The organism is Hafnia alvei, assembly GCF_034424155.1.
GTDB lineage: Bacteria > Pseudomonadota > Gammaproteobacteria > Enterobacterales > Enterobacteriaceae > Hafnia > Hafnia alvei.
The window spans coordinates 2,212,013-2,235,423 of sequence record NZ_CP139992.1 but is presented as its reverse complement, the minus strand read 5'-3'; the positions used below and the strand labels follow the sequence as shown (position 1 = coordinate 2,235,423).

Annotated in this window: 23 protein-coding genes and 1 other annotated feature; of the genes, 2 read left to right on the top strand and 21 right to left on the bottom strand. The window is 48.5% G+C overall.

All coding sequences use genetic code 11. From position 1 onward, the window contains the following. Positions 1-103: 103 nt before the first annotated feature. From U0008_RS10500 to U0008_RS10490, 3 genes are all read right to left on the bottom strand, one after another. Positions 104-1,546: a protein adenylyltransferase SelO gene (locus U0008_RS10500; protein WP_121626052.1), complete on the bottom strand. Its 1,443-nt coding sequence runs from the start codon at positions 1,544-1,546 to the stop codon at positions 104-106. Positions 1,547-1,633: 87 nt separating this feature from the next. Then, positions 1,634-2,650, bottom strand: a complete 1,017-nt coding sequence (locus U0008_RS10495) for a lipoate--protein ligase (protein ID WP_043493145.1) — start codon at positions 2,648-2,650, stop codon at positions 1,634-1,636. Positions 2,651-2,814: 164 nt separating this feature from the next. Then, positions 2,815-3,279 carry a C40 family peptidase gene (locus U0008_RS10490; RefSeq protein WP_025801280.1) on the bottom strand — a complete coding sequence of 155 codons (465 nt, stop codon included), beginning with the start codon at positions 3,277-3,279 and terminating at the stop codon, positions 2,815-2,817. Between the two features lie 227 nt (positions 3,280-3,506). Here U0008_RS10490 and U0008_RS10485 point away from each other — a divergent pair, with 227 nt between their 5' ends. Then, positions 3,507-3,770 carry a YjbD family protein gene (locus tag U0008_RS10485; protein WP_025801279.1) on the top strand — a complete coding sequence of 88 codons (264 nt, stop codon included), beginning with the start codon at positions 3,507-3,509 and terminating at the stop codon, positions 3,768-3,770. Here U0008_RS10485 and arnF read toward each other — a convergent pair. The 18 genes from arnF to thrS all read right to left on the bottom strand — a co-directional run bounded on the left by arnF (position 3,767) and on the right by thrS (position 21,008). Next, on the bottom strand, positions 3,767-4,195 hold the full coding sequence (gene arnF / locus U0008_RS10480; RefSeq protein ID WP_025801278.1) for a 4-amino-4-deoxy-L-arabinose-phosphoundecaprenol flippase subunit ArnF: 429 nt from the start codon (positions 4,193-4,195) through the stop codon (positions 3,767-3,769). The genes U0008_RS10485 and arnF overlap by 4 nt on opposite strands. Beyond that, positions 4,195-4,542, bottom strand: coding sequence for a 4-amino-4-deoxy-L-arabinose-phosphoundecaprenol flippase subunit ArnE (gene arnE / locus U0008_RS10475; RefSeq protein ID WP_025801277.1), 348 nt, complete (start codon positions 4,540-4,542; stop codon positions 4,195-4,197). Before arnE ends, arnF begins: the two co-directional genes overlap by 1 nt. Further along, the gene (arnT, locus tag U0008_RS10470) at positions 4,539-6,194 is read right to left on the bottom strand and encodes a lipid IV(A) 4-amino-4-deoxy-L-arabinosyltransferase (RefSeq protein WP_043493142.1); all 1,656 of its coding nucleotides are present in this window, start codon (positions 6,192-6,194) and stop codon (positions 4,539-4,541) included. The genes arnE and arnT overlap by 4 nt, the downstream gene beginning before the upstream one ends. Further along, positions 6,191-7,111, bottom strand: a complete 921-nt coding sequence (gene arnD / locus U0008_RS10465; RefSeq protein ID WP_043493141.1) for a 4-deoxy-4-formamido-L-arabinose-phosphoundecaprenol deformylase — start codon at positions 7,109-7,111, stop codon at positions 6,191-6,193. The genes arnT and arnD overlap by 4 nt, the downstream gene beginning before the upstream one ends. Next, positions 7,108-9,090 carry a bifunctional UDP-4-amino-4-deoxy-L-arabinose formyltransferase/UDP-glucuronic acid oxidase ArnA gene (gene arnA / locus U0008_RS10460; RefSeq protein WP_043493140.1) on the bottom strand — a complete coding sequence of 661 codons (1,983 nt, stop codon included), beginning with the start codon at positions 9,088-9,090 and terminating at the stop codon, positions 7,108-7,110. Before arnA ends, arnD begins: the two co-directional genes overlap by 4 nt. Continuing rightward, entirely contained in the window at positions 9,090-10,106 is a 1,017-nt protein-coding gene (gene arnC, locus U0008_RS10455; protein WP_046449407.1) for an undecaprenyl-phosphate 4-deoxy-4-formamido-L-arabinose transferase, read from the bottom strand. The genes arnA and arnC overlap by 1 nt, the downstream gene beginning before the upstream one ends. Next, positions 10,099-11,247, bottom strand: coding sequence for a UDP-4-amino-4-deoxy-L-arabinose aminotransferase (arnB, locus tag U0008_RS10450; RefSeq protein ID WP_043493138.1), 1,149 nt, complete (start codon positions 11,245-11,247; stop codon positions 10,099-10,101). The genes arnC and arnB overlap by 8 nt, the downstream gene beginning before the upstream one ends. Before the next feature lie 283 nt (positions 11,248-11,530). After that, entirely contained in the window at positions 11,531-12,319 is a 789-nt protein-coding gene (btuD, locus tag U0008_RS10445) for a vitamin B12 ABC transporter ATP-binding protein BtuD (RefSeq protein WP_226929856.1), read from the bottom strand. After that, positions 12,319-13,344, bottom strand: coding sequence for a vitamin B12 ABC transporter permease BtuC (btuC, locus tag U0008_RS10440; RefSeq protein ID WP_043493136.1), 1,026 nt, complete (start codon positions 13,342-13,344; stop codon positions 12,319-12,321). The genes btuD and btuC overlap by 1 nt, the downstream gene beginning before the upstream one ends. A gap of 58 nt (positions 13,345-13,402) precedes the next feature. Next, entirely contained in the window at positions 13,403-13,600 is a 198-nt protein-coding gene (dsrB, locus tag U0008_RS10435) for a protein DsrB (protein ID WP_025801269.1), read from the bottom strand. Positions 13,601-13,683: 83 nt separating this feature from the next. Beyond that, on the bottom strand, positions 13,684-13,980 hold the full coding sequence (gene ihfA / locus U0008_RS10430) for an integration host factor subunit alpha (RefSeq protein ID WP_004089944.1): 297 nt from the start codon (positions 13,978-13,980) through the stop codon (positions 13,684-13,686). Between the two features lie 4 nt (positions 13,981-13,984). After that, positions 13,985-16,372, bottom strand: coding sequence for a phenylalanine--tRNA ligase subunit beta (gene pheT / locus U0008_RS10425; protein ID WP_043493128.1), 2,388 nt, complete (start codon positions 16,370-16,372; stop codon positions 13,985-13,987). Positions 16,373-16,386: 14 nt separating this feature from the next. Continuing rightward, positions 16,387-17,370: a phenylalanine--tRNA ligase subunit alpha gene (gene pheS / locus U0008_RS10420; RefSeq protein WP_025801267.1), complete on the bottom strand. Its 984-nt coding sequence runs from the start codon at positions 17,368-17,370 to the stop codon at positions 16,387-16,389. A gap of 217 nt (positions 17,371-17,587) precedes the next feature. Next, positions 17,588-17,712: a sequence feature (Phe leader region), on the bottom strand. Beyond that, positions 17,663-17,707, bottom strand: coding sequence for a pheST operon leader peptide PheM (pheM, locus tag U0008_RS10415; protein WP_121626058.1), 45 nt, complete (start codon positions 17,705-17,707; stop codon positions 17,663-17,665). (Overlaps the previous feature by 45 nt.) 125 nt (positions 17,713-17,837) lie before the next feature. Next, positions 17,838-18,194: a 50S ribosomal protein L20 gene (rplT, locus tag U0008_RS10410; RefSeq protein ID WP_004089950.1), complete on the bottom strand. Its 357-nt coding sequence runs from the start codon at positions 18,192-18,194 to the stop codon at positions 17,838-17,840. A 42-nt stretch (positions 18,195-18,236) separates the two neighbouring features. Next, entirely contained in the window at positions 18,237-18,434 is a 198-nt protein-coding gene (gene rpmI, locus U0008_RS10405; protein WP_025801266.1) for a 50S ribosomal protein L35, read from the bottom strand. Between the two features lie 98 nt (positions 18,435-18,532). Continuing rightward, positions 18,533-19,075 (bottom strand): translation initiation factor IF-3, encoded by a 543-nt coding sequence (gene infC, locus U0008_RS10400; RefSeq protein ID WP_025801265.1) that lies wholly within the window; start codon positions 19,073-19,075, stop codon positions 18,533-18,535. Beyond that, entirely contained in the window at positions 19,071-21,008 is a 1,938-nt protein-coding gene (gene thrS, locus U0008_RS10395; RefSeq protein ID WP_025801264.1) for a threonine--tRNA ligase, read from the bottom strand. Before thrS ends, infC begins: the two co-directional genes overlap by 5 nt. A gap of 941 nt (positions 21,009-21,949) precedes the next feature. Between thrS and ompC the strand changes: the two genes are divergently transcribed. Then, positions 21,950-23,098: a porin OmpC gene (ompC, locus tag U0008_RS10390; protein ID WP_025801263.1), complete on the top strand. Its 1,149-nt coding sequence runs from the start codon at positions 21,950-21,952 to the stop codon at positions 23,096-23,098. Positions 23,099-23,411 lie beyond the last annotated feature (313 nt).

Genomic DNA, 23,411 nt, shown 5'->3' with positions numbered 1-23,411 from the left:
TGTTTAGTAGAGCAGATCTAGGTTTTTATAAGCATCTCTGAACAGTTCCCTACCCTGATAAGGGGAGGGTTAGGGTGGGGTCTGCTGCACTAACATCTCCCGCCTAACTCGAACACGATATCTCCAACGTCTTACCCCAGTCCGGCGGCAACGCACTTAAATCATCGAAAGCGGCATCGTCTTCATAAGGGTTTAATAGCCCTTGATGCAGACGGGTGAGCACGCTGATGTCATCCTTTTCCGCAGCTTCAATCGCGTTTTGTGCCAAATAGTTGCGTAGGATCCGTTTAGGGTTTACCGATTTCATCTGCGTTTGGCGCGTTGCGTCGTCCACGTTGTCCTGTTGCAAACGTAAGCGCCACTTGCGGTGCCATGCATCAAAGGCGTCACGATCGAGAAAATCATCGCGCAGGGTCATGTGGTTTTCAGCCACTTCTACGTAACTTAACTGACGAAAAGTGCGCGTATAGTCCCGCCCTTCTTTGGCCATCAGGCTAAGTAGCTCCGTCAGCAGATCGTTATCTTGATTATCTCGGCTAAAGAACCCCAGTTTCTTACGCATTTGCTCGCCAAAAGCCACCATCAGCGCGGGCTCATAGGCATCAAGCGCACCACGAATTTGGTCGGCAGTCATCAGGCCAGAAAGCGCCTGCCCCAGACGATGCAGATTCCAATAAGCCACCGCAGGCTGGTTATCAAACGCATAGCGTCCTTGATAGTCAGAGTGGTTACAGATAAAACCGGGTTGGTAATCGTCGATGAAGGCATAGGGGCCAAAATCGATGGTCAGTCCCAGAATCGACATGTTGTCGGTATTCATCACCCCGTGCGCAAACCCTTGCGCTTGCCACAGTGCGATCAGACGAGCCGTTCGCTCAGCGATATCGCGCAGCCAAAGTACGTAACGATCTTTTTCATCCACCAGATGTGGCCAATGATGGCGAATCGCATAATCCGCCAGCTTTCGAACTTCATCAGGTTGCTCGCGGTAATAGAAGTGCTCGAAATGGCCAAAACGCAGGTGGCTTTCAGCGACGCGCATCAGCATCGCACCGCGCTCAGGCTGCTCGCGGAAAACAGGCTGCTGGCTGGTGACTATACTCAGTGCTCTGGTCGTCGGAATGCCGAGATGGTGCAGTGCTTCGGAGGCCAGAAATTCGCGGATCACCGATCGCAATACCGCGCGGCCATCACCCATTCTTGAATAGGGCGTTGGACCTGCACCTTTGAGATGCCAGTCATATTTGCGCCCGTCGGGTAGCTGCTGTTCGCCGAGCAAAATACCGCGACCATCGCCCAACTGCCCCGCCCAAACCCCAAATTGGTGCCCACTGTAAACCTGAGCGAGAGGATTCATTCCCGGTAATAGCGCTTCTCCGCGCAAAACTGCGGCCGATTCACCGGTAAAAAAATCGGGGCTCAGGCCTAAATCATCGGCTAAAGGCTGGCTGTAATACAGTAAACGCGCATCTTTAAGCGGCGTTGGCTTTAGCTCGGTATAAAAACCCGCAAGCTCATCGTGATAACTATTAATAAACTGAGTCATATGCCCTCTTGTTTTCACCGCATTTGATGACAGTGTAGAGGGCATGGCTCAATATAAACACCGGTACTCTGTACGGGTATGGCGGGTTTATTTCACTTGCTGCGATAGCCACTGCTTCAGTTCATGCAGTTCTGCTTGTTGTTCAGGGAATTCCTGCACGAGTTGTTCCACTATTGCGCCAATTTCATCGCTACGATAAGCCACCTGATACAAACGCTCGGCAAGCATTTCAAGCGGTGCAGGGTTTAAACTGTCGGTAAACATCTGAGCGCGCGTAATAAGCCCGCGTTCAATATCAAAGTGCAGCTCAACGCCGCCCCACACAAAGCGTTCATCCAGTTGATGCGTGAACGATGGCGCTTGACCAAAGTTCCATGCCCAACTGCTTTGCTTTAGGAACTGCTCGCTGAAATTCGGCATGTCAGGCTCATAGCGCGGGGAAATATGTTCAGCCTCAACGCGCTCGCCATAGTGTTCGAAGAATGCCTCGGTGATCGCCGTGCAGATTTTCTCATGAGTAATATCAGGCATCAGTTCCACCAGATTTGCCACGCGGGAACGCACCGACGTAATCCCTTTCGCCTGTAATTTCTTCGGATCGGGATGCAGGTAATTAGCCAAACGACTCAGATCGGCATTCAGCAGCAGTGTGCCATGATGAAAGCCGCGGTCCATGGTTTCACGATACGCTGAACCGGAAACTTTACGCTCGCCATCGGCGGTGGTGACCACTAAATCATTGCGACCCGAGGCATCGGCAACAAGACCCAGACTGCGCAACGCATTAAGAATAATGCCGGTTGAAATTGTTTTATCGTATTCAGGCTTACCGGCCATAAAGGTAAAGCAGGTATTACCTAAATCGTGGAATACCGCGCCGCCGCCGCTGCTTCGGCGGGCTAATTTCACGCCATCCTCGCTCATGCGTCGAGTATTACACTCTTTCCACGGATTTTGCGCTCGCCCAATCACCACGGTATCGTTATTACGCCACAAAAATAACACTCGCTGCGTGGGTGCCATTTGACGAAATATGCACTCCTCCACGGCCAAATTAAACCAAGGATCATAAGAGTCTGAAATCAATAAGCGTAAGGTAGTCATTCGTCAATTCCGGTTATTCTTTGCATAGAGAATATAATAACATTTCGCCGCGCTGACTGCGGCAAGAATGGGCTATCTTGGCGTTATACCCGTATAAAAAAACGCCCACGTTAAGGGCGTTTTGAATAATTAGGATTATAACTAAAAAACTAGATGGCTAATAACTATAAGCGTCGTGCCTGCCAATAGACTTTACGCCAATAGACATTATCTAATGAAGAACGGGTCACGCCCTTACTGGTTGAGGCATGAATAAAGGTTTCATCGGTATCGTAAATACCCACGTGCAAACCGTTTTCACCGCCGCCGGTTTTGAAAAAGACCAAATCGCCCGGCATCAGTTCGTCACGGTCGACCTTCGTCCCCAGCGACGTTTGCTGCTTGGTAGTACGAGGCAATTGCATTTCGAAACGGTCGCGGAAAGTGCGATAAACAAAGCCTGAGCAGTCAACGCCGTTACGTTCTAAGCCACCGTAACGGTAAGGCGCACCGTGCCATTGGCGTAGCTGATCGTTCAACTGCGCCACCACGGCGATTGAATCAGATAATTTTCCGCTTGGCGGCGGCGCATTATGGCTACAGCCTGCCAACACCAAACTTGCCACTACCACTAAAAAACCAAGACGCATAATTTCCCTTTTGCTTATCTTATTTACCTAGCCATAACCTAGGTTCTTTCTCATTGGTAAATTGTACGAATTATCTACATATTTACGTGCTAACTCAGAATTATGCAAATTTAGCGTGATTTTTTTGCTACGTCAGCGGGAATTTTAGAATATCCGTATTTATTAACTGTAAATGGGCATGTCTGTGTAATACTGACGCTAATGAAATCTGACTCAAGGTGCGCACGATGAAAAAACTGACTTTAAAAGACCTGAATGAAAGCCAGCTACAGCGAGTACAAGTAAAACAGGCTCAGGCCAGAAAAAGTTTAGATCGCCCGCTAACCAATGCCGAAAAAGGCAAAATCAAAGATGAGATGCTGAAAGAAATTGCGTTAGAGATGGATAAAGAAGCCAAGAAAGTACGCGCTGAGAAGAAAAAGCAAAAAGTGGTTCCTAGCGATGAAACTTTTAGCTGGTCTAAAAACAACCACACGCGTGGTTTACGCTAATCCCCTTTCGCCTCAACTCCCTGCTCTTGTGGGTGGGGAGTGTCCTGTTTACCACTCGTAATTAACCAAACGCCTGCTAATATGGCGATCACGCCAGCCGTTTTAGTCCAGCTCACCGTTTCATTCAGCCACGGTAATGCAATAGCCGCCACATAAACCAACGCATAGCTTAAACTTAACAGCGGATACGCTCGGCTGAGCGGTAAATAGCGCAGAGCACAAAACCAGCACACCATCGACAGCACATAGCCCAAAATCCCGAGACTGACCACCAATAACGGTGCCGCATAGGCTATCAGCAACGTCAGCGGCTCAATCTCTAGCGACGAAATAATCGGAATATCTGCCATACCGGACTTCATCAGCACCTGTGCCACACTCACTAAAACAATGCTGCACGCGGCCCAAACATAGCCTTTTTTCATCACAGTCCACGACTCATTAGATAAATACCCAGCATAATTAACGCCACCCCGCACCAATGCCGCACACCCGCTTTCTCACCAAACCAATAGTGCGCGCACAGCGTGATCAGAACAAAGTTAATACTCAGCATCGGATAGGCAATGCCCAGCGGTAGTCGCTGCAAAACCAGCAGCCAGAGCAGCATTGCAATGCCAAGCGAACAACAGGCGGCGAGTAACCAGCGTAACGTTGTGGCTAAGCGTGAAGACGGTGGGCGCTGTTGCCAGCACACCACCGCTTGTTTTTGGCAAAGTTGCCCGCCGCAGGTAAAAACGCTGGCGAGCAGAAGGAGCAAGTAACTCATTATTCGCTTTTCTTGTAGAACAGCACGACGTAACGACCTCGTTGTTCAACGCTATCGGCCTTAGGTAAGCCTTCATGGTCAAGAGTTTCATCTCTGGAGAGATGGATCATCAAGCTCACGTTGCCCTCTTTGCGGGCGTTGGCTAGCCATCCAGCAAATTCATCTTTATTGATGCGATGGCCTTTAGCATCAGGATAGCCTAAGCCGTATCTCAACTCACCCGAATAATCAAACATCAGAATATCACTGCGTTTGAGTTCCCACGCCAGACCGGCGGCAATACCCACCTCATCGCTTAATACATAGCGGCTGTTTGCGAGCTGCGGCATCACATCCTCAATAAAAGCCTGAGGGTTTTTGCTGTTTTCGATCTTCTGCGGAATCGCCTGCGCGATGAGCAATCCTAACACCAGCGGACATACCGCCGACCATAGCCAGTTTTTACCACCACGAACCAGCGCGATCACGCCGAAGAGCGACCAGCCGGCAAAGCACACTACACCGATTAAGATCGTGCTTAACTCACCCTGCTCGCCGGTTCCATACAGTGGCGATTCAAAGTGGCCTAGCGCCATCACCGATACGGCCGTTGCACCCACCACGCCAAATAGGATGTTAATCACCGCGTTGACTTTAAACGTGCGCCATTGTCCTTTCGCCACCAATTCGGAAGCATAATGCGCCATCAACAGCGCCAGTGGAGCCATACAAGGCAAAATATACGTAGGCAGTTTGCCTTTCGCGATGCTAAAGAACAGGAACGGCATCACCAGCCAGCTGAGCAGGAAGAATCGGTCTGGATGGAAACCGCGCCAGCCGTGACGAATAGCCCCCGGCAATAACGCTAACCACGGCATTACACCGGCCACCAGCACCGGTAAATAGTACCAGAACGGCGCTTTGTGCTGGGCATCAGACTCGGCGAAACGCTGGATATGCTCAACCCAGAAGAAGTAATTCCAGAAATCAGGTTCGCGCAGATAAATACTCCACGCCCACGGAGCACTCAGGATCGCAGCCACCACCACCGCAATGGGCCCAAACAAAAACAGCTCTTTTACACGTTTTTGTTGGATAACAATCGGCAGAACGCTGATAACAGGCAACGCTAAGGCTAAGAACCCTTTGGTCATAAAGCCCATGCCACAGGCAATACCGAGCAGCACGTAGGCACCGACTTTGGCTTTCGGCGTCGTTGCCTTCAAGGTGAGATAGAAACTCACCATCGCCGCCGACATCCACAGCGTGATCATCGGGTCTAGCACGCTATAGGTGCCAACCGCGTATACCAAGAACATGCTGAAGTAGATGACCGCCGCCAAAATCGCCGTGCGGCTGTTTTTCCAAATCAGCATGGCCAGCCAATAGACTAACAGCGTGCTTAGCGCGGTACAGAATACTGAACCGAAACGCACAGCAAAGTTGTTGTCACCAAATAGCCATTGACTAATGTTGTTAATCCAATACCCAGCAACGGGCTTTTCAAAATAGCGAAGCCCCAGTAAATGGGGAACGGTCCAATCGCCGCGAGCAAGCATCTCGCGGCTTATTTCTGCATAACGGGTTTCATCTGGCTGCCAAAGTGGACGCCAATTCAGAGGTAACAGGTACAGCAAGGCGAACAATAAGCCGGACAGTGTTTTAATCACTCTCACAAAGACGTCTCCGCTGGGTTTTCTACAGCAGGAGCCTGACAACCGAGCCAGCCCTCCCGCCCTTCAAATGATGAACGAACGATACGTCCCGTTGGGAGCTGCGCCCTATCGTTTGGCAACAGCGCAGACAACGGGCAAAATTCGATGTTTTCGGCTTTTAATCGGATCAGTAACTGCTCAAACATGTCGGCTTTTACGATCCCTTCAACTTCAGCATGAATGGTATAGACCGGAGTACCTTTGTCGTTTTTGATCGCATCAATGATGAAATCATTAAACTGAGCGTCAGTAGTTAACGTCCCTACCGCTTCATCATAGGTTGGTAGCGTAACGGGGATTTGCACCGTGCCGTATTGGCCGTTACTCAGTTGAGGAATAAACGGCTGCGTCCCTCGGCAATCGCTGTTGTAGCGCATGCCGTAAGATTGCTTCATATCCACAACGCGCTGATCGGCACGCCAGCCTGCCACCGCAGAGCAATCCACCGCATAGCCTAAAATGCGCTGCATTTCCGCTAAACCGCGTTCAAACTCACGCTTGAGCCGAGCATCAGACCAGCGACCCACGTTCTTTTGCCAGCCGTGATGATCCCATGAATGCAGTCCCACTTCATGCCCCGACGTCGCGGTATGACGAATGATAAGCTCGTGAGGTTTACCAATTAATTTGCCTGGCCAGCAGGTGCCGGCCAGTAAAATATCCCATCCATACAGCGAAGCGGCCTGAGAACGAAGCATCTTCCACAAAAAGCGCGGCTTCAGCAGACGCCATAAATGGCGTCCCATGTTGTCCGGCCCCACGCTAAAGAAAAAGCTCCCTAAGACATCATGCTTTTGTAGCATGGTTAATAACTGCGGCACCCCATCACGGGTACCGCGAAACGTATCAACGTCAATTCTCAGGCCAACCCGTTTCATTGTGCCTCACCGCTGAGATCAACGGTACGCAGGAAGTAATCCAGCGTTTCTTCAACGGTCTGTTTCATTTCAACCGTTGGAGCCCAATGCAACAGACGCTTAGCGTTGGTTATGCTTGGTTTACGATGCTCAACGTCCTGATAACCTTTACCGTAGTAGCTGCTGCTTTCAATTTCTTTGAAACCGGCAAACGGCGGGAAGTGAGAACGCAGCGGATGACGTTCAAAGCAATCCAACAGCATCTCACCCAGCTCACGAATACTGGCTTCGTTATCTGGATTACCGATGTTGATAATCTGCCCGTTGCAGTTGTCGTCTTTGTTTTCAATAATTCGGAACAGCGCTTCAATACCATCGCTGATATCAGTAAAGCAACGTTTCTGCGCACCGCCGTCCACCAGCTTAATCGGAGAACCTTCAACCAGATTCAGGATCAACTGGGTGATCGCACGGGAGCTACCGATACGCGCGGCATTCAGGTTATCCAAACGTGGCCCCATCCAGTTAAACGGACGGAACAGCGTAAAGTTAAGCTCATTCTTAGCACCGTAAGCCCAAATAACGCGGTCTAACAGCTGCTTAGACACCGAGTAAATCCAGCGCTGTTTGTTGATCGGGCCAACAATCAGGTTAGAGGTATCTTCATCAAAGTCTTTATCGTTACACATGCCATACACTTCTGAAGTGGATGGGAACACGATACGTTTTTGATATTTCACGCAGTCACGCACAATCTTCAGGTTTTGTTCGAAGTCTAACTCGAACACTTTCAATGGATTGCGGGTATATTCAATCGGCGTAGCGATCGCAACCAACGGCAGGATCACGTCACATTTTTTGATGTGATATTCGATCCACTCATTGTGGATGCTGATATCGCCCTCAACGAAGTGGAAACGCGGGTTGCCGATAAAGCGCTCAATGGCATCAGAGCCGATATCCAAACCGTAGATATCAAAATTATCATCTTGCAACAAACGTTCTGTCAGATGGTTACCGATAAAACCGTTTACGCCCAGAATCAGTACACGCGTGCGGCGTTTGATCAGGCTGTTCGGCTTATCCCACAGGCGAACTTTCGCCACAATGCCCATCTCGTTAGCCAGCTGAGAGCCCTGCGCATATAAACCGGCATCGCTCTGACCGGTGACGATTTCCAGCGCGTTTTCACCACAAGCGATAACCAGCGGTTTAGCTGACAGCACAGTGCCCGGCTTGCTGCCTGATTTGTCTTCAACCACACGGCTACGCCATACGGTAATTTTTCTATCACCTAGGTAGCTAAATGCACCTGGGTAAGGTTCGGTTACCGCGCGCACTAAATTGTGAATCACTGTTGCGGGCTTGTTCCAATCGATCAGGCCATCAGCCGCGGTACGACGGCCAAAATAGGTCGCCTGAGACTCGTCTTGTGCCGTGGTTTTCACATTACCAGTTTTGATTAACGGTAACTGCTGGCCTAACAAAGCCACCGCAGCATCACGAATTTTGCTGTGCAGCGTTAGCGCCGTATCGTCAGCAGCAATATCCACCGCCAATTGCCCTGCGATATCACCAGCATCCGCTTTACGCGTCATTTGATGCAGCGTAACACCAGTTTGTGCTTCACCGTGTACCAGCGCCCAGTTAACCGGTGCGCGACCACGATATTTAGGCAACAGTGAGCCATGCAGATTCCAACTGCCGCGCGGCGCGATATCCAGAATGTCCTGGCACAGCATATTGCGGTAGTAGAATGAGAAAATAACGTCGGGCTTCAACGCCTTAATGCGATCGATCCACAGTGGATGATTAACATTATCTGGTGCATAAACAGGCAGCTCCATTTCGGCAGCAACACGCGCAACTGAACCATAGAAATGGTTCTCACCCGGTTCGTCAGTGTGGGTAAATACGGCGGAGATTTCATAACCCGCCTCTTTCAGCGCTTTCAGTCCTGCACAGCCGATATCATGGTAAGCAAATACAATGGCTTTCATTACTCTTCTTCCTGTTGTTCAACAGATTCATGGGTCTTCAACGCGTCTGCGGAGACAATTTTTTGCACAAAATAGCGAGGGCGTGCGCGCACATCGTTATAGATACGTCCGATGTACTCGCCCAATAATCCCAGCCCAACAAACTGAGCACCGATAAAGGTAAACAGCACGGCAAACAGCGTGAATACCCCTTCTGCGGCCCATGTTGGACCAAAAATCAAACGCATCGCGATAAGTAAGACCGCCAGAGTGAAACCGGAAAGCGCAATCACGCTGCCGACAATACTCAAAAGACGCAATGGCGTGGTGGTCAAACAGGTCACGAGGTCATACATCAGATTGATGAGTTTTAAGAAGCTGTACTTTGATTCCCCAAACTCGCGCTCATCGTGGCGAACATCGATTTCAATGGTTCGACGCGCAAAGGTATTAGCCAGAATAGGAATAAAAGTGCTGCGTTCATGGCAATGCAGCATGGCTTCAATGATGGGCCGACGGTAAGCACGCAGCATACAGCCGTAATCTCCCATTGATTTGCCGGTGGCCTTTTGGATCATCATGTTGATCATCTTAGAGGCCGTTTTACGGAACCAGGTATCTTTACGTTTGGCACGCACGGTGCCCACCACGTCATAGCCCTGTTCTGCCGTTTCAACCAAGCGCGGGATCTCTTCCGGTGGATTTTGTAAATCCGCATCAAGGGTAATAATTAAATCGCCAGAAACCTGATTGAACCCCGCCATGATGGCCGAATGTTGACCATAGTTACGGTTTAAAAGCACAGCAACAATATGGTTTTCTGGGATCTCAGCTGCCTGAGTTAATATTTCCGCAGAAGCATCATGACTACCGTCATCAATCAAAATAATTTCATACGGCTTATTTAAAAGCTCGCAGGCCGCATGGGTACGCTTAATTAAAATGGGCAAGCTTTCCTGCTCGTTAAAAACAGGAATAACCACGGACACTTTTTTTATTGTGTTATCCGTACTTTTATTCACTTCACTATTACTCACTACAGGACTCCAGAATGTCAGATATTGCTTTCACGACGCGATCCACATCGCTGTCTTGCATATCAGGGAACAAAGGTAAGGTCATCAAACTCGCCGAGTTCCATTCGGTATTAGGTAAACGAAGATCGGGATACTTTTCCCGATAATATTTTTGGGTATGTGCTGCGCGGAAATGCAGACCGGTGCCGATGCCATGCTCTTTCAGCTTTTCCATCATGGTATTGCGATCGATACCGCACAGATCTTTATCCACACGCACCATAAACAGGTGCCATGCATGATGATGCGGGTATTCCGGAACGGTGAGCGGCAACAAAGGTGAACCTTGAAGCGCCTTGCGATAACGAGCAACCAGCTCTTGGCGACGCGCGTTCATCGCAGGAAGTTTTTCCAGCTGAACTAACGCAATCGCGGCATTGATATCCGCTAAGTTGTATTTATAGCCCGGAGCGACAACTTCAGCCTGAGGTTTACGCCCAAGCGCTTGGCGATCAAAGGCATCCACCGCAAGGCCGTGAAATTTGAAACAACGCACTTTATCCGCCAGCTCATCATCATCAGTGACCACCATGCCACCTTCGGCACAGGTCATATTTTTGATGGCGTGGAACGAGAAAATCGCGGTTCCCTGCGAGCCAATCATTTCATCACCAAAACGTGTGCCTATCGCGTGGGCAGCATCTTCAATCAGTGGGATATTATGTCGCGCTGCAATCTCTCTTAACGCCGTTAAATCTGCTGGAGCACCCGCATAGTGAACCGGAATAATTGCCTTGGTTTTTTCGGTAATGGCCGCTTCAATCTGAGCTGGCTGAACCATCAGGGTATCCCTGTCAACGTCAACCATTACCGGCTCCGCACCCAGCAGAGTAATAATGTTGATCGTCGACACCCACGTTTGAGATGGTGTAATCACCTCATCGCCCGCACCAATGCCCAGCGCCATTAACGTTACGTGCATTCCGCCGGTTGCAGAGCTCACGGCAATGGCATGTTTCGCACCAACGTACTGACTGAAAGCAGATTCGAGCTGCTGGCATTTAGGCCCCGTGGTGATCCATCCTGAACGTAATACCTCAGCAACCGCAGCGATTTCATCCTCCCCCATTGAGGGGACAGAAAATGGGAGAAACTCTTTCATCCGTTACCTTATATTTATTCTATGCTGATGATTCAATTTGAAGCACCTAATCAAAGTCACTACAAATACCAAAGCGTGTCTTGCGCTTGTCTATGTTGAGAATAAGTATAAAAGCTTAGTTTAACATTAAGATAAACGCAGTCTAAACATAGCGGATGATGGCGAATTTGTTTGGGATTGGTTGAAGGAATATTGATTTAAGTGAATTAAATCGAAAATTTAACGAAATTGTTTATTAAATATTTAATTACCCTGCTATTAATTTTCTTGGCTATATTTATTATCAGCTCTGGTATACAAACCAGCGCTGCCCCTCACTTTCTAATTCACGAAAATCTATTTCAAACAACGTAGAGAGATTTTGCACCGTCATCACGTCCCTTGCGGCCCCTTGCTGTGAAACTACCCCAGCCTTGAGCATCCAAACCTGCTGCGCATGTCTTTGCGTATGATTCAAATCATGCGCACTGACGATGACACTAATCCCAAGCTGGGTAAGCTGCCCGAGCAACTGATCCACAGCCGCCTGCTGGCTGATGTCCAGACTATTCATTGGCTCATCCAGCAACAAAAGCGATGCCTGGGGATTTAACGTTGGCCATACCTGCAAACACACGGCGGCAATTCGCACCCGCTGCCACTCACCGCCAGAAAGATGAGTCAATGGCCGCGCAAGTTTATCACTTAAGTTGAGTGTTTCTGCCAGATAGCCAACCACGCCATCAGCAAGCTCAACATCACAGCCTGTAGGTTGGTGCAATGCAAGAAACTGAAAAACAGGCATCACTGCGCTGGGCTGTTGTTGCTGATGTAAATAGGCGCGATAGCGTGCCAGCTCGGTCGCAGTGAGTTTTTCAATATCGATCTGATTTAGCATAATCGTGCCGTCACCGGGTAAGATGCCGGCGATGCGCGATAGCAACGTGCTTTTACCTGCGCCATTCGGACCAATGATGTGAATAAGCGCCCCACGATTTACCTGTGCGCTAAAGGGTAATAGACGAGTCCCTGCAGAAACGTTGTTTAACGAAAGGCAGTTCTGCACAAGAAAATCTCTGTTTTGATTCATCATTAGGCTTTGACACTCCGTGGCCGTAACAGCATCCAGATAAAAACAGGCGCGCCGAGAGAGGATGTCACTACACCAATCGGCAACTCAGCGGAGAAAAGCGCCACGCGCGCCACCACATCGGCAAATAACAATACACCGGCACCGCCCAGCGCGCAGGCAGGCAAAAGTGCACGATGATCGGTAATCCCCATCAGCCGCAGCATGTGCGGCACCACTAATCCGACAAAACCAATCACACCGGCCAGCGCAACACTAACCCCCACCAGCCAGCCAATCGCCACCACAAGTAAATTACGCCACACCACCAGCGAAAGTCCGAGCTGGCGCGCTTGGATATCGCCCAGAGACATCAGGTTAAGCACTTTACCTTGATACAACAGCCAAACAAATACCGGGATGAGCGCTAGCACCAACCATTTTTGACGCCAATCCACGCCGCTAAATCCGCCCATCAGCCAATACATCAGCTGGCGCAAATCTAAGCTGGAGCTAAAATAGACCGCCCACGTCATCACTGCGCTACAGGCAATACCTAGAGCAACACCAATTAATAACAGCCGCGAATTTGTCAGCGATTTACGGTGCGCAAATATCATCAGCAAAGCGGTAATCGCCAGCGCACCAATAATCGCACAGGTACTGAGAACCCACACGGGGAGCATGCTCTGACCGAGTAATACTGCTAGCACTAACGCCACGCCCGCACCGTTGGATACGCCTAAAAGCCCTGGTTCAGCCAGCGGATTATCAAACAGCGCCTGCATCACCGCACCGGATATCGCCAGCGCAGCACCGACAGCCATCACCGCTAACACCCGCGGCAAACGGAGTTGCCACACGAAAAGCTGGGCACTTTCGCTCAACCATTGCGTGGGCCACATCCAGAGATCGCCTGCACACAGACTGACTATCACCGCAAAAAGTAAAAATAGCGTCAGGAGCCACAATCGTCGGCGATCGTGCTGCTGCTGGCGCTGCTGCAAAAGGGAAAAATGTGAAGGTGTTGACGTGTCAGCGTTTAGCATAAGACTCATTGAAGAGATCTAATAAGAGATTAGGTGTGGGTACAATAATAAAGCTTGGCTATTCATCACCGTGATAAGGCTCAACAAATGTACCATCATGGCTATCTATTTCGTTAAAAAACCATACGCCATTAGGATAATCATCCAGCGTGACTAAATACATCACCCCTTCACTAAATTCTTCAACTTCAACAATTTTACCAATTCGGCGTGGGCCACCATCGGTTTTAACACTAACGAGGTCATTCACTTTCATCTATGCATTGTCTCGCGATATTTGGGTTGATGGACGTTAGATAAGAAAAAGGCCACCCGCAGGCGGCCTTTTTGTTTTGCGTATTACTCTTTCGGTGTCGCGTTCTCGACCCGGCTCTTGAGCTTCTGCCCCGGACGGAAAGTAACAACACGGCGCGCCGTAATCGGGATATCTTCCCCGGTTTTCGGGTTACGTCCCGGTCTCTGGTTTTTGTCGCGCAGATCAAAGTTACCGAAACCGGACAACTTAACCTGTTCACCATTTTCCAGAGCGCGGCGAACCTCTTCGAAAAATATTTCTACGAGGTCTTTGGCATCCCGTTTGCTAAGCCCAAGCTTCTCAAACAGGTGTTCAGACATTTCAGCTTTAGTAAGCGCCATAAGTTCAATCCCTCAAGGATGCTTGGAATCGCTGTTTTAATGCCTCTACACATTTTGCGACGGTAGCGGCAATCTCCTCTTCTTCCAGTGTACGGGTGGTATCTTGCAATACCAGACTGATAGCGAGGCTCTTATAACCCTCGGCAACACCCTTACCACGGTACACGTCAAACAAGTTTACGCCAACTACCTGATTTACGCCAACTTTCTTACACTCTGCCAAAATATCTTCTGCAGGGACATTTTCAGCCACCACAACGGCGATATCACGGCGGTTTGCAGGATAGCGTGAAACCTCGCGAGCCTGCGGAATACGGCGCTCTGCAAGGGCTTCCCACTCGATTTCGAATACCACGGTGCGGCCATTCAGATCCAGTTTACGTTCTAGATCAGGGTGAACAACACCAATGAAACCAACGCGTTTGCCTGCTAAATAAATTGCCGCACTCTGCCCCGGATGTAAAGCAGGGTTAGTTTCTGCTTTAAATTGGACGTCATCCAATTTACCGGTCAAATCTAAAATAGCTTCTAAATCACCTTTCAGATCGTAGAAATCAACAACCTGACGTTCCAAATTCCAGTGTTCTTCGTAACGGTTACCCGCGATCACACCGGCCAGCATGACATCCTGACGGATACCCAGATTAGCAGCAGTATCAGGAACAAAGCGTAGACCCGTTTCGAACAAACGTACACGCGATTGCTGACGGTTCTGATTATAGACCACCGCAGACAGCAAGCCGCTCCACAGAGACAGGCGCATCGCTGACATTTCTACCGAGATTGGGCTTGGCAAAATCAGCGCTTCTTCTGCCGGGTGCAACAGCGCCTGAACCTTAGGATCTACAAAGCTGTAGGTAATCGCTTCTTGATAACCACGATCGACCAGCATTGTTTTCACGCGCTTAAGCGGCAAATTCGCTTCGCGGTGTGAAGTCATGATCAGGTCTGCTTTCACAGGCACGTTTGGAATATTGTTGTAGCCGTAAACACGGGCCACTTCTTCCACTAAGTCTTCTTCGATTTCCATATCGAAACGCCAGCTTGGCGCGACAGCCTGCCAAGTATCATTGGCAAAGCTAACCTTGCAACCTAAACGTTCAAGGATATCGGTAACCTGTGCGTCTTCAACGTGATGGCCAATTAAACGATCCAGTTTTTCACGGCGCAGCGTGATCGTGGCGCGCTTAGGCAGCGTTGCTTCGTTGGTAACATCAATGACTGGGCCTGCTTGACCACCGCAGATATCAATCAGCAAACGCGTCGCACGTTCCATCGCCGCAGCTTGCAATGCCGGATCCACGCCGCGTTCGTAGCGGTGAGAAGCATCGGTATGCAGGCCCTGACGGCGTGCACGACCGGTGATAGATAGCGGGTTGAAGTACGCACATTCCAGCAGAACGTCTTGTGTTTCTTCGTTCACGCCAGAGTGTTCACCACCGAAGATACCGCCCATCGCCAGCGCTTTTTGCTGATCGGCAATCACTAAGGTATCAGCCGACAGCGTGGCTTCATTGCCGTCCAGCAGAGTCAGCTTTTCGCCCTCTTTCGCCATACGCACAACGATGCCACCTTCGAGGCGGTTAAGATCGAACGCATGCATCGGCTGACCCAGTTCCAACAGAACATAGTTGGTTACGTCAACGACGGGGTCGATAGAACGAATACCGCAGCGACGTAGTTTTTCACGCATCCACAATGGCGTTGCGGCTTTAACGTTGATCCCTTTCACCACGCGGCCCAAATAGCGTGGGCAAGCGTCGGTCGCGTCAACCGTAATTGGGAAAGTGTCATGTATTGCCGCAGGAACCGCGTCCATCGCTGGCACGTTCAGAGTCAGCTTATTCAGCACCGCAACGTCACGTGCAACGCCAATAATCCCTAAGCAATCTGCACGGTTCGGCGTTACGCTAATTTCAATCGCGTTATCATTCAGCTTCAGATATTCACGGATATCGGTGCCGATAGGCGCATCTACTGGCAATTCAATGATGCCGTCGTGATCTTCGGAAATACCCAGCTCAGAGAACGAACACAGCATCCCTTCTGAAGGCTCACCGCGCAGTTTCGCCGCTTTGATTTTAAAATCGCCAGGCAATACCGCGCCAATAGTCGCAACGGCGACTTTCAGGCCCTTACGGCAGTTTGGTGCACCGCAAACGATGTCTAACAGACGCTCACCGCCCACGTTAACTTTAGTGACACGCAACTTGTCGGCGTTTGGATGCTGGCCACACTCAACCACTTCACCCACGAAAACGCCGTTAAATTCGCCAGCAACCGGTTCAACACCGTCAACTTCCAGACCGGCCATAGTAATTTGTTCTGATAATGCTTCGCTGCTAATGGCAGGATTTACCCACTCGCGCAACCAGAGTTCACTGAATTTCATGTGATAATCCCGCCTTACTTAAACTGTTTGAGGAAACGCAGATCGTTTTCGAAGAATGCACGCAGATCGGTTACGCCATAGCGCAGCATGGTTAAACGCTCCATGCCCATCCCGAATGCGAAGCCAGAGTAAACTTCTGGATCGATACCTACGTTACGCAGCACGTTTGGATGCACCATACCGCAACCCAAAACTTCCAGCCATTTACCGTTTTTGCCCATCACGTCAACTTCGGCGGAAGGCTCAGTGAACGGGAAGTAAGAAGGACGGAAACGAATCTGTAAGTCTTCTTCAAAGAAGTTATTCAGGAAATCGTGCAGCGTGCCTTTCAAGTTGGTAAAGCTAATATCTTTATCAACAATCAGGCCTTCCATTTGATGGAACATTGGCGTGTGGGTCTGATCGTAGTCGTTACGATAGACACGGCCCGGCGCAATGATGCGGATTGGCGGCTGCTGCTCTTTCATCGTGCGGATCTGCACACCCGAAGTCTGGGTACGCAGCAGGCGTTTTGCATCAAACCAGAAAGTATCGTGATCTGCGCGCGCTGGATGATGAGCAGGAATATTTAAGGCGTCGAAGTTGTGATAGTCATCTTCGATTTCAGGGCCAGTTTCAACGGCAAAACCCAATTCGCCAAAGAACGTTTCAATACGTTCAATCGTGCGGGTCACTGGGTGGAGACCACCGTTTTCCATGCGACGCCCTGGCATAGACACATCGATGGTTTCTTCGGCCAGACGGGCATTGAGCGCAGCTGATTCCAGATCTGATTTACGGGCATTCAGAGCTTCCTGAACTTCCTGTTTAGCCTGGTTAATCACAGCACCCGCAGCGGGACGCTCTTCTGCTGGCAGTTCGCGCAGTGACGTCATCTGCAGCGTCAAATGGCCTTTCTTACCCAAATATTCAACACGCACGTTATCTAGCGTGGCAATATCCTGAGCATTCTCTACGGCTGCCTTTGCTTGGGCAACCAACTCTGCGAGATGTGGCATTGCTTTCCTCTTCTTCCAGCCTGTTAGGCCCGATTGTCGATGTTGAGAGTCTCCCCTTCGCACTTGAAGTTGCCGCTGTAGAAACCGCCACTTCAAATACTCAGGGTATATACCCTTCATACCTGAAGCTGCCCTGGTGCAACTTCAATCATTGGGGGTATCGATCGTCTTAAGTGCGCTCATGAATAAACCTGAATCGGTAAACCATGTTAAAGCAAAAAAAAAAGCCTCCACGAGGGAGGCTTTCAGCGCTATTTTTCGTTTCTTTTCTTACGCGCAAAGCCTCCTGAATTCAGGCGCTAAAGTAAAAAAAGAAACGGAAAATAGCAGCGTGCATGCTTGCATTACCTTAAATAAGTGAAAAAACTGATTCTATTGAAAAACTTAGCGGACTGAATGTCAAGCCAAACACAAGTCAAACAACAAAAAGCAAAAGAGGGAGCAAGCTCCCTCTTTCATCTGATGGCTTACGCCAGAGCAGATTTCGCTTTTTCTACCAGAGCAGCAAACGCTACTTTGTCGAATACAGCGATGTCAGCCAGGATCTTACGGTCGATTTCAACAGAAGCCTTTTTCAGACCATTGATGAAACGGCTGTAAGAGATGCCGTTCTGACGTGCAGCAGCGTTAATACGTGCAATCCACAGCTGACGGAACTGACGTTTACGTTGACGACGGTCACGGTAAGCGTACTGGCCTGCTTTGATTACTGCCTGGAAGGCAACACGATAGACGCGCGAACGGGCACCGTAGTAGCCTTTCGCCTGCTTCATTACTTTTTTGTGACGTGCGCGTGCAATTACACCACGTTTTACGCGAGCCATATGCTCTCCTTAAGTCTTAATCTTGATTCAAAAAATGTTTACTTATGCGTACGGCAAGCACGCTACGACCAAGCCCAGATCCCCTTTGGAAACCAGACCTTTTGGACGCAGATGACGCTTACGCTTAGTAGATTTTTTGGTCAGAATATGACGCAGGTTAGCATGTTTACGCTTAAAACCACCACCGGCGGTCTTTTTGAAGCGCTTGGCAGCGCCACGCACAGTTTTAATCTTTGGCATTTCGATTTCCACTTCGCATTGTTAATTACATGAATCAGTGAGGCGAATAACGCCAGCGACAGACCGAAATCCATCGCTGGCAGTATTACTTGAGAGCCTTACTGTTTCTTCTTAGGTGCGAGCACCATGATCATCTGGCGGCCTTCGATCTTCGTAGGGAAGGATTCGACTACTGCCAGTTCACTCAGATCTTCTTTCACGCGGTTAAGCACTTCCATACCGATCTGTTGGTGCGCCATTTCACGTCCACGGAAACGCAGAGTGATTTTGGCTTTATCGCCATCTTCCAGAAAGCGAACCAGGCTGCGGAGTTTTACCTGGTAGTCGCCATCGTCGGTTCCAGGTCGGAATTTGATTTCCTTAACCTGAACAATCTTTTGCTTCTTCTTCTGTTCTTTGGTGGCCTTACTCTTCTCATAGAGGAATTTGCCGTAATCCATGATTCGACAAACTGGCGGCTCGGCATTTGGGCTGATTTCTACTAAATCAACACCCGCTTCCTCAGCCTTTTCCAAAGCTTCATTCAGACTGACAATACCAATCTGCTCGCCATCAACGCCTGTTAAGCGAACCTCTTGGGCGCGAATTTCTCTGTTGATGCGATTAGGACGCGCCGGTTGAACTCTTTTTCCGCCTTTAATAACTCGATTCCTCTAATTGGTGAAGACTACGGCTGCGAATCTCTTTTTGCAGCTTTTCGATCACTTCATTTACATCCATGGTTCCCAGGTCTTTGCCGCGGCGGGTACGAACGGCTACTTTGCCAGATTCGACCTCTTTGTCGCCACAAACCAACATGTATGGGACACGACGTAAAGTGTGTTCGCGGATTTTAAAGCCTATCTTCTCGTTTCTCAAGTCTGATTTTGCACGAATACCAGCAGCTTGCAGCTTTTTGGTTAATTCATCGACATAATCAGCCTGTGCGTCGGTGATATTCATCACCTGAACCTGCACTGGTGCGAGCCAAGTTGGGTAGAACCCAGCATACTCTTCAGTCAGGATACCGATGAAGCGTTCCATCGAACCAAGAATAGCACGGTGAATCATCACCGGAACTAAACGTTCGTTGTTTTCACCCACATAAGACGCGTTTAAACGGCCTGGTAACGAGAAGTCGAGCTGCACAGTACCACATTGCCATGCACGATCCAAACAGTCATGCAGAGTAAACTCAATCTTAGGTCCGTAGAAAGCGCCCTCACCCGGCTGATATTCAAACGGAATACCGTTTTCTTTCAGCGCTTCGGCCAAGTCTTCTTCCGCACGATCCCAAATTTCATCACTGCCAATACGTTTTTCTGGACGAGTAGACAGTTTCACCACGATTTTTTCAAAGCCGAAGATGCTATACATGTCGTATACCATCTTGATACAGCTGTTAACTTCATCGCGAATCTGCTCTTCAGTACAGAAAATATGCGCATCATCCTGAGTGAATCCACGCACGCGCATCAGGCCATGCAGTGAACCCGAAGGCTCATTACGATGACAGCTACCGAACTCACCCATACGCAGTGGTAAATCACGATAAGATTTCAGACCTTGGTTGAAGATCTGAACGTGACCTGGGCAGTTCATCGGTTTGATGCAGTACTCGCGGTTTTCAGAAGACGTGGTGAACATTGCATCTTTGTAGTTCTCCCAGTGTCCTGTTTTTTCCCACAGTACGCGGTCCATCATGAACGGACCTTTTACTTCCTGATAATCATATTCTTTCAGTTTAACGCGTACGAACGCTTCCAACTCACGGAAGATTGTCCAGCCGTCGTTATGCCAGAACACCATACCCGGCGCTTCTTCCTGCATATGGTACAGGTCGAGCTGCTTGCCGATCTTACGATGGTCGCGTTTTGCGGCTTCTTCCAGACGTTGCAGGTAAGCATTTAACTGCTTTTTATCTGCCCATGCGGTGCCGTAGATACGCTGTAAAACGGTATTATTGCTATCGCCGCGCCAGTAGGCACCAGACGACTTCTGCAGTTTGAAATGATGGCAGAAACGCATATTCGGCACGTGCGGTCCACGGCACATGTCGATATATTCTTCGTGGTGATACAGACCTGGCTGGTCATCGCGACTGATGTTCTCATCCAGAATCGCCACTTTATACGGTTCCTGACGTGCTTCAAAAGCGTCACGGGCTTCTTGCCAGCTCACTTTTTTCTTAATCACGTCGTAATCTTTATCTGCCAGCTCATGCATGCGCTTGTCGAGCAGTTCAAGATCTTCCTGCGTCAGGGTATGGTCAAGGTCTACATCGTAGTAGAAACCGTTGTCGATCACAGGGCCAATGGCCATCTTAGTGTTCGGCCACAGTTGTTTGATCGCATGACCCAAAAGATGTGCGCAAGAATGGCGGATAATTTCCAAGCCTTCCTGATCTTTTGCGGTAATGATGGAAACATTGGCGTCTTGTGTAATCGGATCGCAAGCATCAACCAGCTCACCGTTAACGCGACCCGCAATGCAGGCTTTCGCCAAGCCAGGTCCGATGTCCATAGCAATATCCATTACGGATACAGGTTTGTCGAACTGGCGCTGACTACCGTCAGGAAGTGTAATAACAGGCATTTATATTCCTTATCTACAGTGGTGACCCACACGACAGGCCACATATAGAAAACAATTTGTATTTAAAATCATCGTTTTATGGGCGCCATCCTGCTGTACTTTGCAAGATCTGTACGCAGCGTGATACATAAAACGCTATGCACCCCTGAATACTCACACCCACTACCGCCGATATTAACACCCACAGAGAATGGGTTAAACAAAAACACGGCTACCCAACGATTCTTACCTGCTCTCCCCTCGGTAAATGTTACGTTAGATCAAATAACCGACGGTTAAATAAAAGACATTTCCAAATTTTTCAAACAGATCACACCGCATGATAATTTACGTAGATAGCGCTCCGTTCAACTATGTACGTACAGCCCCATCAAATTCCGATAAGCCTGTTGCACAGTTGCATATAGGCCGAAAACTAACGCACCAGTAGCAACTTGGATGCATATTTATGCTGCCAAATAAAAATAACGCACGGGTAAGTAATATATACGATGAGATAACACCGGAGAAATTGTGTATTTATTAGTCTTGGGATATGAAATAAAACGCCGGGAGGCACCCCGGCAATAAAAACAATGTAAAGAATGAATATCTATATTAAGACATATTACGTAATCTGCATTGGCATGCAGTGGCCTAAAAATAGTATTCCTATAACTAGGAATCAAATTAACAAAATGTGCCTAAGCCAATAAAAAATATTAACGGTCATTAACGATATAGTTCAAAAGCTAGATCTTTACGTATGTAAATCAATTAAGTGAGAGTTATCATATTTAAACTTTTATCTAATTTCGCATTTTTTGCGCTTTTACTCTTTCAGTAAAGCCGACAATATCGACAGCGCTTGGCTTATTTAGTTCATTAAAATGTTCGAATATTGTTGAGTATAAAAAAAGCAATTGGCATCAATGCAATAAAAAAAGATTAAGGAAAATAAAATGAAACGCAAAGTTCTCGCAGTGGTAATACCAACATTAATGGCATTAGCAGGAACCGCCCATGCCGCAGAAATTTATAATAAAGATGGCAATAAACTCGACTTACATTTCAAGGTCGATGGTCTTCACTATATTTCAGATAATGATAATGCCGATGGCGATCATTCCTATGTGCGTGGCGGCTTCAGCGGTGAAACACAAATTACGGATATGCTGACCGGCTATGGCATGTGGGAATATCAAGCGAACCTAAACCACACCGAAGGCGAAGATAATAGAAACTTTAGCCGTTTCGGTTTCGCGGGCCTAAAATTCGGGGATTATGGCTCTTTAGACTATGGTCGTAATTCGGGGATTATTTACGACATTATGGCTTGGACCGATATGCAGCCTGAGTTCGACGGGAGCACCGTTGGCGCTGATAACTTCATGTTTCAACGTGCTGGCGGCGTGTTAACCTACCATAACCGCGATTTCTTCGGCTTGGTCGATGGCCTGAACTTCGGCATTCAGTATCAAGGTAAAAATGACGACCCAACGGAAAACAAAGATGGCCGTGATGTGTTAAGCCAAAATGGTGATGGTTACGGTTTATCACTCTCTTACGATCTCGGCTATGGCTTTAGCCTCGGTGGCGCCTACTTCCAATCTGACCGCACAAACGATCAGAATAGCGGCGGTAAAGGTGGCCGCTATAATGATATTATGGGTAATGGCGATAAAGCCGAAGCTTATACTGTGGGCGTGAAATACGAAAACAGCGGCTATTATGCGGCAGCAAACTATACGCAATCCTATAACGCCATTCGTTTCGGTAATTCTAACGACCATAACGAAGCCTACGGCTACGCAAACAAAGCGCAAGGCGTAGAAATGTATACCGGTTATACCTTTGATTTCGGTTTGCAACCTTTCGTTGGCTGGAACTATGTTGAAGGTAAAGACCTAGGCAGCAATGGCGCATCTCGCGATTATGGCGATCAGAAATTGGTTAACTTTATCGATATTGGTGCAACCTACTTCTTTAATAAAAACATGTCTACCTATGTCGATTATAAAATTAACATGATCGATGATAACGACTTTACTCGTTCAGCGGGTATTGATACTGATGATACCGTTGCATTAGGGATTGTTTACCAGTTCTAAACGCAGCATCATAATCAATAAAAAATAATATATTAGTTATTAACAGCCTTTAGCCCAGCGTTCTGCTGGGCTTTTTTTATTCTAAACCAGAGAGAAATAATATTTAAAAACACACAACCTTCATCGCTAAAGAAAAACTAGCATCCATATAATTAAAGCAAAAACAAACGTTGTAGAGATAAGCAGTATCAGCATATGGGCATGGCCTCAACATAATAACCCATAGGTATTAAAAGGTTTAAGGATGCATTACGCATGGGTATTCATTTTTACTGCATGACAATTATAGTAAGATCATTTTTATTTATTACAT